The sequence below is a fragment of the Paenibacillus sp. FSL H7-0690 genome (genome assembly GCF_037980415.1).
Lineage (GTDB): Bacteria > Bacillota > Bacilli > Paenibacillales > Paenibacillaceae > Paenibacillus_AQ > Paenibacillus_AQ odorifer.
The window spans coordinates 5,553,543-5,566,728 of sequence record NZ_CP150281.1 but is presented as its reverse complement, the minus strand read 5'-3'; the positions used below and the strand labels follow the sequence as shown (position 1 = coordinate 5,566,728).

The following is a 13,186-nucleotide window of genomic DNA, read 5'->3' as shown; positions in this document are numbered from 1 at the left end:
CGAGGTGCCACGTGAATAAGGTGGGATTGATAATACTAAATTGGAATGGCTATCAAGACACTATCGAATGTATAGAATCTATTGTTGAATATGAGGGGAACAACCATTCTATATTCATACTGGATAATGGATCTAGCGATAATTCTTTAACTTTTATTGAAGAATGGCTTAGATATAATTATAAATTTAATTATAGGATAGTTGAAGATACAGAATTTCAGAGCATGAGTGAATTTGAAGAGGGAGGTTTGACTTTAATTAAAGGGAGATATAATCTAGGATTTGCAAAAGGCAACAATTTGATTCTAAATAAAATAAAATCCAAATTCGAATATTCTTTTTTATTAAATAATGATACTACAATGTTAATGAACTCTATAACGAAAATGATTAATTATATGGATATTAAAAAAGATACTGGTGCCGCAAGTTGTAACATTAGATATTTTGATGATAAAAACAAATTGTGGAATGCAGGCGGTCGATTTACTTGGTATGGAGATCGTAAGTATTATTCACAAAAGAAGATAGATAGATATATCCAAGAAGGGAAAACAGTTATAGAAACACCGTTTGTTACTGGGTGTGCACTTTTGATTAGAAATGAGATATTAATGAAAATAGGTGTTCTTACCGAAAAATTCTTTTTTGGAGAAGAAGATTTCAATTTTTGTAAAAGATTAAAAATAAATAATATTAAAGTTGAGACAATACTGAGTGCAACTATTTATCATAAAGTAAGTAGTTCAATTAATAAAACAAACAATACAAAGAAAAAAAATTGCAATCGATACATATTACACTTCTCAAATCGAATAATAAATCAAAAAGAGTTTTATAATTATAACTATTGGTTTCTATGGAGGATATTTTATATAAACGCGATAGGTATAAAAATATTTATGCTTACAAAAGATTATAAGAGTACCATAGAAACTATACAAAGAATAAGATACTATACGCGAAATTTTAATCATATAGATTATGAGTTATTTAAAGAAATAAATAATAAATAAATTAATTTATTTTTGTGTTTTATTACAAAGGATAGTCGGTATTTGAGACAGATAGATATCTGATGTTTCTTAAATGAATGAGTTCAAAAGATGAGGGATTAATTTTGAATAATAAAGTCATTACTTTTGTCAAAAATTTTTCATATACATTTTCATCGAATATATTAACAATGATAGTCTCTGCATTAGTAATATTAATTGTCCCAAAATTAATTGGAGTGCAAGAATATGGATATTGGCAATTATATATGTTTTATTCTTTTTATGTTGGTTTTTTACATTTTGGATGGAATGACGGAATATATTTAAGGTATGGTGGGCAAGATTACAAAGATTTAAATAAAAAGATATTTTTTTCTCAGTTTTGGATGCAATTTTTCTTTCAAACGACTATATTTATAGGATTACTTCTCTATTGTCAATTTTATGTGGGGAATTCACATAAGTTATTTATATTAGAAATGACGGGTGTTTGTGCGATAATCTCTAACACTCGAATTATGCTGCTATATATATTACAAGGTACAAATCGTATAAAAGAGTATGCCAAATGTACAATAAGTGATAGGTTGTTATATATTGCATTGGTAATTTTTTTACTTTTAATAGGGGTAAGAGATTATAAATTACTGATTTATGCAGACTTAATCGGAAAATCATGCTCATTACTTTATGCTATATACTTTTGTAATGATATTGTAATTAGAAAACTCAGTGATTTATCTTTTAATGTGAAAGAGACAATGGCAAATATTAATATTGGTATAAAACTGATGCTCGCGAATATCGCAAGTGTATTGATAATAGGGATAGTAAGGTATGGTATCGAGAGAACATGGGATGTTTCTACATTTGGTAGAATTTCCTTGACTTTAAGTGTTTCAAATTTAATGATGATATTTATTAGTGCATTAGGTATTATTATGTTTCCAATGTTAAGAAGAATGGATGAGGATAAATTTCCGGAACTTTATATAAATATGAGAACATTTTTAATGGTTCCATTAATTGGAGTGCTTATATTTTACTATCCACTGAGAATCATTTTAACATTGTGGTTACCTGAGTATCGAGAAAGTTTAATGTACATGGCGTTGGTATTTCCAATGTGCATATATGATGGGAAAATGTCACTGCTGATAAATACGTATCTTAAAGCATTGAGAAAAGAAAAGATTATTTTATTTGTGAATGCTGTCTCAGTAATGATAAGCTGCATTGTTACAGCACTTTTCACGGTTATTTATGAAAATTTAACTTTGTCTGTTATATCGATAGTTATTGTTCTATCATTTAGATGTATTTTTGCAGAAATTCTCTTAGCGAAAATTCTTGAAATTAAAGTATTTAAAGATATAATATTGGAATTAGTAATGACCTTCATATTTATAATGACAGGGTGGCTTGCATCTACGTGGACAGGGGTATCGATATATTTACTATTCTATGGCTTATATTTGTTGATTAAAAGGAAAGATGCAATAGCTAGTTTTAATAAGGTTAAAAGATTAATTAAAATTTAATAATTGGTAATATCTTTTACTAGTATTCATTGTTTCTATAATTAAGAAACTATATTGAGAGAGATTGATATGAGAACTGATAATTAGGTGAAATAGAAGTAAAAATATTATGATTTAGAAATTTTGACAGGAGATGAATCTATCTTGAAAGGTATAATTTTAGCAGGCGGCAGCGGTACGCGCCTATACCCATTAACAATGGTCACAAGTAAGCAGCTTTTACCCATTTACGACAAACCAATGATCTATTATCCACTATCCACATTAATGCTAGCGGGCATTAAAGAGATTCTTATTATTTCCACTCCAGAGGACACGCCTAGATTTGAAAGCTTATTAGGTGACGGTTCTCAATTTGGCATCTCACTACAATACATAGTTCAACCAAGTCCTGATGGTTTAGCGCAGGCTTTTATTTTGGGTGAATCTTTTATAGGTGATGATTCAGTTGCCATGATCCTTGGAGATAATATCTACTATGGCAATGGAATGCGGAAAATGTTGCAACGTGCTTCTTCTAAACAACAAGGAGCAACGGTATTCGGATATCATGTACAAGATCCAGAGCGCTTCGGCGTGGTAGAGTTTAATGAAGAAGGTAAAGTATTAAGCGTGGAAGAAAAACCAACTCAACCAAAATCTAACTATGCAATTACTGGTCTATATTTTTATGATAACAGAGTTATTGAGATTGCTAAGAACGTTGAGGTCTCTTCACGTGGAGAATTGGAGATTACCTCCATTAATGAAGCTTACTTAAATCTTGGTGAGCTTGATGTGGAACTTCTAGGTCGGGGATTCACCTGGTTAGATACAGGAACTCATCAAAGTCTTGTCGACGCAACTAACTTTGTACGGACTATTGAAGATCATCAAGGAATCAAGATCGCCGCTCCGGAGGAAATTGCATATATTAATGGATGGATTACTAAAGAACACTTGTGGAATTGCGGGGAGAAGTTAAGTAAGACGGGGTATGGTCAGTATTTGATGAAAGTAGCTACAGGTAAAATACAATACTAATAACTGAAAGTGTGGCAGTGATGAAAATTACAGAAACCTTATTGCAAGGCGTATTAGTCGTTGAACCGGCTGTTTTTGGGGACCACCGCGGTTGGTTTATGGAGACGTATAGCGGAGCTAAGTTTAAAGAGCATGGAATTGAGATGGAGTTTGTACAAGATAACCAATCCTACTCTGCGACTAAAGGAACATTACGTGGTTTGCACTATCAATTACATCCCAAGGCACAGACGAAATTGGTTCGTTGTACACGTGGTGCTATTTTTGATGTAGCCGTAGATATCAGAAAAGGTAGTCCTACCTATAGTAAATGGTTCGGCATTGAACTGAGTGCTGAGAACAAAAAGCAACTGCTGATCCCAAAAGGATTCGCACATGGATTCATGACACTAACAGAAGACGTAGAGGTTCAGTATAAGTGCGATGAGCTTTATGCCCCGGAATGTGATGGGGGTATTCTCTGGAATGATCCTTCTATTGGCATCGAATGGCCTCTTCATATTACACCTGTATTATCTGCCAAGGATGAGAAGGCGCCTTTATTAAAAGATGCTAATTTGAATTTTTTTTTACAATAACTAATAAAGCTAATAGATCGGGAGTGCGTTCATTGAGTAAGCAAAAGATGCTGGTTACAGGTGGTGCCGGATTTATTGGAGGCAACTTCGTACAGTATATGGTAGATAAATATCCGCATTATGATATTGTGAATTTGGATTTGTTAACTTATGCGGGTGATCTAACAAAACATAAGGATATTGAGTCCAAATCCAACTATCGGTTTGTTCAAGCTGACATTGCTGACCGAAAGGCAATATTGTCTCTTTTTGAGTTGGAGAAATTCGATTATGTTGTTCATTTTGCTGCGGAGAGTCATGTGGATCGCTCAATTACTGATCCTGCGATATTCGTTCGTACGAATGTTATGGGGACACAGGTACTACTGGATGCAGCTAAAAAATTCGGCATTACTAAATTCCTCCATGTCTCTACGGATGAAGTGTATGGCGAACTCGATTTTGATCCTACTGTATTTTTTACCGAAGAAACACCTTTGCAGCCTAACAGTCCTTATAGTGCTAGCAAAACAGCGTCTGATTTGCTAGTCCGTGCGTATTATGAGACCTTTGGTTTACCAATGAACATAACACGCTGCTCGAACAATTACGGCCCCTATCATTTTCCTGAGAAACTGATTCCACTAACCATTTCAAGAGTATTAAACGAAGAGAAGGTTCCTGTATACGGAGATGGAAAAAATATTCGCGACTGGCTCCATGTCTGGGATCACTGTGCGGCCATTGACCTTGTTGTGCACCAAGGAGTAAGTGGTGAAGTATATAATGTAGGTGGTCATAATGAGAGAACTAATCTTGAAGTAGTTAAGACGATTATCAGTACCTTGGGGAAATCTGAAGATTTGATTGAATTTGTAACAGATAGATTAGGACATGATAAACGCTACGCCATTGATCCAACGAAACTTGAGAATTTAGGTTGGAAGCCAACTTATACTTTTGAGACCGGAATTGCGCAGACGATCCAATGGTATATTGATAATGCTGAATGGTGGCAACAAATCCTTAGTAACGAATCGCATAAGTGATTTATGAACGACTTATCGTTAAGAAAGAAACTATAAGCTAAATCCATGTTACGTAGTAATCCTGGAATTGCTTATAGTTTTTTTTAAAAATAGGCAGCTATTTATGTATGCTGTTAGATTTCAAGAGAATAGTTTATTATCTCAAAGCTTTGAGATAAACGATAATGCTCGGGAGATTGTTAGACGAATCTAATAGATGATACGCCCAGGTATTATTATCTTGGTAAAGAAAGTCCTTAGGTTAAAATTACATCAATCTCAGAGGAAGACAATGTATAAATTGTTATAGTTATGGCTTAAGTGAAAATATATTCTATGATTCCCCAAACTTCTATTTACTGTGTGTATCAAAATAACGTTTTAATTATGTAACATATACTTATTTCTAAAAATGACAACTAACTTAAAAGATTTAATGATTTATTCCGACCTTTTGATTAATAAGCTTTGTAATCCACACAAGAGAAAGTGCAACGAAAACACCAGCTGTATCAATGACTATATCGTATATTCTGCCGTCACGCCCAAAATATAACTGAAGAAGTTCTGTCAAAATAGCATATGTTACGGAAAGTATAAAGCTTTTCCAAACACTATTATTACATCTGTACAGTAGAAAGGCGAGGACTGCGAATCCTGAAAAATGACCGACTTTTTGAATAATGTTACTTATAGATAATGTAAGATTGGTTTTGAGTAGAGCATGAAAATCAGGATTAGGTATCCAATGAAAAGTAGGGATTTGACCGGTCTCCCAAAATTTCGAATTAAATGCACAAGTAAATACAAATAAAACAATTCCCCAAATAAAGACTGAAGCAGTTCGCATTAATATACCTACTTTCAATATATAAGTTCCTTTAGTATTACAGAAATGCAATTGAAATTCCAATGAAGTTCTTTACTTCAGATTATTATTATCTATTAAATTCTTCTATTTCAGATAATTACATTAACTTTCTGTTTTTCATATAGTATTTTTACAATCCAAGACCAGTTATTTTCTGTCTAGTTAATCATCATTTAAAAAACATTTCGAACTGTAATATCTATAATGTTCAAGAGTTATCGACACTTTTTTTAAAAACCGTATTAGATTTTTCGTAATGTTGAGAATCACCTTTAGACAAAAGAGTTTCAAGTAAGTAAGGCTCTTTAAAAAGTGAGAATAATAAATAAGCTTGAAATGAAACATTAAGTTCCATTTATTACAAAGTGGAAATTGTAACAGTAAAGTGAAGACAAAATAAATTAGCTAAAAATAACTCATCCTAACCGTAGCGAACCTACGGTTTTTTATTTATAATAATTATTATCTGGATTTCATAAAGCGTTCAAAAAATCTGTAAAAAGTCTTATTTTCGTGTGATATACTTAACACAGTGTTTTGAGATGTTGTGAAAGTGAACGGTATGTAAGATATTAATTTATATAATTGGATTTCAGCAACTTATAGAGACTAGGATGGTGAACTATCGATGCACATCGTCGTCGTTGGCCTGAATTATCGTACGGCTCCCGTGGAGGTTCGGGAACAGTTTGCTTTTGCGGAAAGTGATCTTCCGGCAGCGCTCCATCAACTGATGAAGACGAAGGGTGTGCTAGAAGGGGTCTTAGTAGCTACCTGCAACCGTACGGAAATTTATGTGGTGATGGACCGCCTTCATATGGCTGGTTATTTCATCCGCGGCTTTATGGAGCAATGGTTTGGTGTGAAAAGCGAGCAATTTGCTCAGCATATGTATATTTATGAAGACGAACAGGCGATTGCGCATTTGTTCCGCGTGACTTGCGGCCTGGATTCCATGGTGATTGGGGAGACGCAGATCCTGGGACAGGTGCGGAGTTCTTTTCTCACAGCTCAGGCTGAGGGTGTAACTGGAACTTGGTTCAATCGGTTGTTCAAGCAAGCGGTGACGCTGGGCAAAAGAGCACATAGTGAAACGTCAATCGGCGAGAGCGCAGTATCGGTCAGTTATGCGGCTGTGGAGCTGGGCAAGCGGATTTTTGGCATGTTCACTGGGAAAAAAGTGCTGATTCTCGGCGCCGGCAAAATGAGCGAGCTTACCGTGAAGCATCTATACAGTAGTGGTGCGGCAGAAGTGATTGTCGCTAACCGTACGCTGTCGCGTGCGATTGAATTGGCGGAGAAGTTCTCGGGTAAGCCGAGCACGATTGAAGATGCGTTAACAACTCTAAATGAAGTAGATATCGTGATCAGCTCGACAGGAGCAGACGGGTATGTGCTTACGGCTGATAAGGTAGCGCATGCTATGAAACGCCGCCCTTCGCGGCCGCTTTTTATGATTGATATTGCTGTACCACGTGATATTGATCCTGCGGCGGCAAATGTGCCGGATGTTTTTTTGTATGATATTGACGATCTGGAGGGCATTGTGGAGAACAATCTGGAAATGCGCCGAAGTGAAGCTGCGAAGATTGAAGTGATGATCAGCGAGGAAATGGATGAGTTCCAGCTGTGGCTCAAGACGCTTGGGGTAAGACCGGTGATCCGGGCGCTTCAGGATAAATCGAATACGATTCATGAAGAAACGATGGAGAGTCTGTTCAACAAGCTGCCCGAGCTGGACGAGCATCAGCGGAAAGTAATCCGCCGCCTGACTAAAAGTATCGTGAACCAGATGATGCATGATCCGATCAATGTAATTAAAGAGCTGTCCGGCGGTAAGCAGGGGAATGAAGCTCTTGATTATTTTTCCAAAATCTTTGCGTTGCAGGAACAGCTCAAATCCGATTCAGATGATGGAGACATTGCCTCGGTGAAGCAGTCTAGTTCTGGAGAACGTACGGCTGGCAGCGCTGATTTCTCTGTGCCTAAAACGGCGCTTGCTCCGGCAGGCTTGCTGGGTGGGTGAATAATATGCAACTGCTGAACGGAATATATGACGCCGCTCTGCTGGTCTATGCCCTGAGCCTGCTGTTTGTTTTCTCGGATTGCCTTAAAAGGAGTCCGGGTGGGAAGCGGTTAGGCACGGGGCTTCTTGTTGTTGTGGGTCTTTTGCAAGTTGCAGGACTTGGAATTCGTTTCTCTCAGGAGAAAGGCCTGCCTATTTTTACACCTTATGATTTCTTGTTTTGGTTTGCGTTTAGTATTGTGCTGACTTCGCTTGCGGTGGCTTTTACACGTGGTGGCGAGTTTACGATTTTGCTGCTCAGTATGGCTGGGTTTAGTGTTTTTTTGCTTAATCGGGTGTGGCTGACGGCGGGTGGGCATACGCTTGAGACTTGGAGTGCGGTGTATGGCTGGCTGACGATGCATGTGATTTTGGCAAATATGAGTTTTGCAGCACTGACGTTAGGAACGGTTTTTGCAATATTGTACTTGTTCCTGCACACCAGACTCAAAAGCAAGAAATGGAGCGACCGGATCCGTCGTTTGCCGAACCTGGAGACTACAGATAAATACTCTTACACCGCTATTTTGGTGGGCACTCCTTTGCTGGGAATATCGCTGGTGGTGGCGGGTTTATCTATAGTATCTGAGGGACGGACGCTTTTATTGAAGGATTTAAAAGTATTAACGACTCTTATCGGTCTTGGGATTTACATATTTTATATTATCTTTAAGAAGTCCGGGCGGAAAAGTGGAGTAAGTATGGCTCGCTGGGCGATTTTAGGATATGCTTTTATTATCTTGAACTTTCTGTTGAATTCTTGGTCTGATTTTCACGGTTGGAGCGGGGAGTGAAGGGCATGACGCGTTATTTACCCATAATGCTGGATTGTGAAGGGCAGCACTGTGTGGTTATTGGCGGTGGTGTCGTGGCTGAACGTAAGGTGAGCGGGCTGTTGGAAGCTGGAGCGGCGGTTAAGGTGATTAGTCCTTCTTTGACAGATCCGCTTGATTCTCTAGCTGAAAAAGGTCTTCTGATCTGGATGGACCGTACTTATGCTCCCGGAGATCTCCGTGGGGCCTTTCTCGTATATGCAGCCACTAACGATAGGGCGGTTAATGAAGAGGTTGCGCGGGAGTCAAGGCAGCTTGGAATTCATGTGAATGTGGCCAGCCATGCGGAAGCGGGAAACTTTATCACGCCCGGAGTGGTTCGGAGGGGACGTTTGACAGTAGCTGTATCTACTTCGGGTGCTGGCCCGCTTGCGGCAACGAAGATCAAAAATGTGCTTGAAAAAGCGCTGGATGCGGCATATGAACCATATTTGGATTTTGTGCATGCTATGCGTACCCGGATTAAGGAAAATGAACCTTCTGCTGAAGTTCGTGGAAGGCTTTTGCGGAAGCTTGGCACGCTGGATGTGTTGAACGAGATGAGTATGGGTACCTTCATAGCGTGGAGTCCGGAGGATATGGACGCTTGGATTGCTGAGCAACGGGTGGAGTAAAAGTGCGCGTGGACACTGTAAAGATTAGAAAATTGGGTTAGATTAAGATATGAAGTGGATGAGCGGTTTTGAGTAACTTGATATATGGCTGATTTGGCTCGTAGTAGCTTAGATGGTGGAATGTACGGTATAAATCCCGTTGAATTGGGTTGAAGTAGCTTAGAGGGTGGAATGTACGGTATAAATCCCGTTGAATGGAGCTTAAGTAGCTGAGATCGTGGAATGTACGGTATAAATACTGTTGAATTGAGCTTAAGTAGCTGAGATGGTGGAATGTACGGTATAAATACTGTTGAATTGAGCTTAAGTAGCTTGGATGGCGGAATGTACGGTATAAATACTGTTGAATTGAGCTTAAGTAGCTTGGATGGTGGAATGTACGGTAACAATGCCCTTAAAATAAGCAACAGTCGTCGAAGGAGCTAAAAGAAAGGCAAAAATGCCTTTAAATTGAGCAACAACAGCCAATTTAGCAAAAAGAGAGGCACAAATGCCCTCTAAATAAGCAACAGTCGTCGAAGGAGCTAAAAGAAAGGCAAAAATGCCTTTAAATTGAGCAACAACAGCCAATTTAGCAAAAAGAGAGGCAAAAATGCCCTATAAATGAGCAACAATCGCCGAAGGAGCTAAATAAAAGGCAATAATGCCTCAAATTTGGTGGGGATCATCCGAAGTAGCGAATTCAAAGGCAATAATGCCTTTTTTAGAGTGAGAGTAGTTAATTGGTTAGTTTGGGTTTGGATTTCTAGTGCAAGGTTCTGCGGTGAAGAGTAAGAGGCGAACGTTACCAGGAGGAATGGACAAATGCGTAAGGTTATAGTGGGGAGTAGACAGAGCGCGCTTGCGTTGACGCAAACGGGACATGTGATTGCTGATCTGGAGCGACTTAGCGAGGAGCATGGTTTTGGATTTACTTTTGAAGTGAAAAAGATCGTCACCAAAGGTGACCGCATTCTTGACGTTACTTTATCCAAGGTAGGCGGCAAAGGGTTGTTCGTGAAAGAAATCGAGCAAGCGATGCTGGAAAAAGAAATCGACATGGCGGTGCACAGCATGAAGGATATGCCATCCGAGCTACCGGATGGGTTGATCAATGGTGCTGTGCCGAAGCGTGTCGATCCGCGTGATGTTTTGATCTCTAACGGAGGCGTCTCGCTAGACGAGCTGCCTCAGGGTGCACGCGTAGGCACAAGCAGCCTACGCCGATCCAGCCAGCTCGCTGCGCTGCGGCCTGATCTGGTCATTGAGCCCGTGCGCGGCAACATTGACTCGCGGCTGCGCAAGCTGGAGAGCGGCGAATACGACGCAATCCTGCTGGCAGCGGCGGGGCTGTCGCGCATGGGCTGGCAGGATCGCGTGAGCGCCTACCTGCCGCCGGAGGTTTGCCTGCCCGCTGTAGGGCAGGGCGCACTCGGCATCGAATGCCGCGTAGATGACGCTGACCTGCGGAAGCTGCTGGCATTATACAACGACGCCGATACGGCATTAACGGTAGCGGCGGAGCGCACGTTCCTTGGCGTGCTGAATGGCGGCTGCCAAGTGCCGATTGGTGCTCATGCGGTGCTTGACACAGCCGCCAAAGCTGCTACCGCTGAGCACAAAGTAATCTCGTTAACGGGGATGGTGGGAACACCGGACGGTTCAACGATTTTGAAAGAAACTTGCACGGGGATTGACCCGGTACAGCTCGGCGAAGAAGTCGCTAAAAAGCTGATTGCAAGAGGAGCGGAGAAGATACTGTCAGACGTTAGGGGATGAGTGGATTGACGGGGAAGGTTTATTTGGTAGGTGCAGGTCCCGGGGACGCAAAGCTGATTACTGTGAAAGGCCTCGAGTGTATCCAAAAAAGCGACGTGCTGGTGTATGATCGCTTGGCAAGTCCTAGATTGCTGAAATGCATGAAACCCGGCGGGGAGAAGATTTATGTAGGTAAGCTGCCGGATCGCCACACGATGAAGCAGGAAGAGATTAATCAATTGTTAGTTGATTTGGCTTTACAGGGGAAAACAGTGGTGCGGCTTAAGGGTGGGGACCCTACGATTTTTGGCCGGGTGGGTGAAGAAGCGGAGCTGCTGCGCAAAAATGGGATCTATTACGAAATCGTACCGGGCATCACGTCAGCGATCAGTGTACCTGCCTATGCGGGTATACCTGTTACGCACCGCGATCATGCCTCTTCCCTGTCGATTATCACCGGGCATGAGAGTCCGGATAAACTGGATCATTCCATTCATTGGGATAAAGTAACGAACGCCACGGGAACGTTAGTGTTTCTAATGGGCGTAGCTAAAATAGGTTACATCAGCGCTCAGCTGATCAAGCACGGGCGGCCGCCAGAAACACCAGTGGCACTTGTGCGCTGGGGCACCCGCGCGGATCAGGAGACGCTGACGGGAACCCTCGCCGATATTGAGGCGAAGGTGAAGGCGGCGGATTTTCAGCCGCCGGCAGTCATCGTCGTCGGCGACGTGGTGCTGCAGCGTGAGCAGCTGAAGTGGGTCGAGGCGATGCCGTTATTCGGCAAACGCATCGTGGTGACACGGGCTCGCAGCCAAGCAAGCGAGCTGGTGGATAGAATTGAAGAACTCGGCGGGGAACCCTACGAGTTCCCGGTGATCGAGACGATCATGCCGGAAGGGGCAGAGAAGAAGGCGAAGATTGCTGCGGCGTTTGGCGCGCTGGAATCGTACGACTGGGTATTCTTCACTAGCCCGAACGGCGTGGATTTTTTTTGGCGCCACTTGGCGGAGCTGGGGGCGGACATTCGCGGGCTACACCGCGCGCGTATTGCAGCGGTGGGGCCAGGCACAGCCGCCGCGCTGGCGCAGCGCGGGGTGATTGCTGAAGAACTTCCGGCAAAGTTTCAGGCGGAAGGTCTGATTGAGACGTTCGGTCCCCAGCTGCTGCCGGGGCAGAACGTGCTATTGCCGCGCGGCGATCTGGCGCGGGACTGGCTGCCGGACAAGCTGAGAGAGCTTGGCCTTCAGGTGACAGACGTGGATACTTATGAAACGGTTGTCACGGGTGAGGATGACGACGAGCTGCTGAAGCTGCTAGAGGAAGGTCGCGTTCACGCGGTAACCTTCACCAGCTCGTCAACCGTGCGTAATTTCATACACATCCTGAAACGGATGGGGCTTGAAGATCCGCTCCCGCTGCTTGCAAATGTGAAAATCGCCTGCATCGGCCCGTTAACGGAGCAGACTGCGGTAGACGCGGGACTGACACCGGGACTCTTGCCTGAAGAGGCAACCATAGATAGTTTGGTGCAGGAGCTCTGCCGCTGGAATGCGGAGACTCAGCTGCAGTAGCGCTCGGATCGAGGATAGAACGAAGCAATAGTTTACTGGTGAGCTTAACTTACGTAGCTTGCTTTCTGGTGGGAAGGTAAAAGCTGATTACTCCGCGGGGAGAGTAGTAGCTGTTCTACGGAGAAAGGCAGTGCCTGCTTAGAAATATAGCGCTCAGCTTATAATTAGTTACATTACAGGCTAGAGTTTTGTTCGTGGTTACTAAATAGTTCGTAGTTACATGTGAGTTCGTGGTTATTAAATAGTTCGTGGTTACATGTGAGTTTAGAGTTTGTTCGTAGTTACTAAATAGTTCGTGGTTACATGTGAGTTGGTAGTTATTAATGAGTTCGCGGTTACTTTTAC

11 protein-coding genes are annotated in these 13,186 nt (G+C 41.5%); 10 read left to right on the top strand and 1 reads right to left on the bottom strand.

Going from position 1 to position 13,186, the window contains the following annotated elements:
- Positions 1 to 11: 11 nt before the first annotated feature.
- From MHI32_RS24560 to rfbB, 5 genes are all read left to right on the top strand, one after another.
- Positions 12 to 1,016 (top strand): glycosyltransferase family 2 protein, encoded by a 1,005-nt coding sequence (locus MHI32_RS24560; RefSeq protein ID WP_076179302.1) that lies wholly within the window; start codon positions 12 to 14, stop codon positions 1,014 to 1,016.
- Between the two features lie 104 nt (positions 1,017 to 1,120).
- Positions 1,121 to 2,539 carry a hypothetical protein gene (locus MHI32_RS24555; protein ID WP_340011133.1) on the top strand — a complete coding sequence of 473 codons (1,419 nt, stop codon included), beginning with the start codon at positions 1,121 to 1,123 and terminating at the stop codon, positions 2,537 to 2,539.
- Between the two features lie 144 nt (positions 2,540 to 2,683).
- A complete protein-coding gene (rfbA, locus tag MHI32_RS24550; protein ID WP_339188237.1) occupies positions 2,684 to 3,562 on the top strand; it encodes a glucose-1-phosphate thymidylyltransferase RfbA in 879 nt (292 codons plus the stop codon).
- 20 nt (positions 3,563 to 3,582) lie between these two features.
- Positions 3,583 to 4,140: a dTDP-4-dehydrorhamnose 3,5-epimerase gene (rfbC, locus tag MHI32_RS24545; protein WP_339191278.1), complete on the top strand. Its 558-nt coding sequence runs from the start codon at positions 3,583 to 3,585 to the stop codon at positions 4,138 to 4,140.
- Between the two features lie 32 nt (positions 4,141 to 4,172).
- The gene (gene rfbB / locus MHI32_RS24540) at positions 4,173 to 5,168 is read left to right on the top strand and encodes a dTDP-glucose 4,6-dehydratase (RefSeq protein WP_340011131.1); all 996 of its coding nucleotides are present in this window, start codon (positions 4,173 to 4,175) and stop codon (positions 5,166 to 5,168) included.
- A gap of 412 nt (positions 5,169 to 5,580) precedes the next feature.
- Here rfbB and MHI32_RS24535 read toward each other — a convergent pair whose 3' ends face one another.
- Positions 5,581 to 6,015 (bottom strand): VanZ family protein, encoded by a 435-nt coding sequence (locus MHI32_RS24535; protein ID WP_143766868.1) that lies wholly within the window; start codon positions 6,013 to 6,015, stop codon positions 5,581 to 5,583.
- Positions 6,016 to 6,646: 631 nt separating this feature from the next.
- Here MHI32_RS24535 and hemA point away from each other — a divergent pair.
- The 5 genes from hemA to cobA all read left to right on the top strand — a co-directional run bounded on the left by hemA (position 6,647) and on the right by cobA (position 12,841).
- The gene (hemA, locus tag MHI32_RS24530; protein ID WP_076186087.1) at positions 6,647 to 8,044 is read left to right on the top strand and encodes a glutamyl-tRNA reductase; all 1,398 of its coding nucleotides are present in this window, start codon (positions 6,647 to 6,649) and stop codon (positions 8,042 to 8,044) included.
- Positions 8,045 to 8,049: 5 nt separating this feature from the next.
- Entirely contained in the window at positions 8,050 to 8,877 is an 828-nt protein-coding gene (ccsA, locus tag MHI32_RS24525) for a cytochrome c biogenesis protein CcsA (RefSeq protein ID WP_036685126.1), read from the top strand.
- Between the two features lie 5 nt (positions 8,878 to 8,882).
- Entirely contained in the window at positions 8,883 to 9,530 is a 648-nt protein-coding gene (locus MHI32_RS24520) for an NAD(P)-dependent oxidoreductase (RefSeq protein ID WP_340011129.1), read from the top strand.
- Positions 9,531 to 10,334: 804 nt separating this feature from the next.
- A complete protein-coding gene (gene hemC, locus MHI32_RS24515) occupies positions 10,335 to 11,288 on the top strand; it encodes a hydroxymethylbilane synthase (RefSeq protein WP_340011127.1) in 954 nt (317 codons plus the stop codon).
- A gap of 5 nt (positions 11,289 to 11,293) precedes the next feature.
- A complete protein-coding gene (gene cobA, locus MHI32_RS24510; RefSeq protein WP_340011125.1) occupies positions 11,294 to 12,841 on the top strand; it encodes a uroporphyrinogen-III C-methyltransferase in 1,548 nt (515 codons plus the stop codon).
- Positions 12,842 to 13,186: the final 345 nt, after the last annotated feature.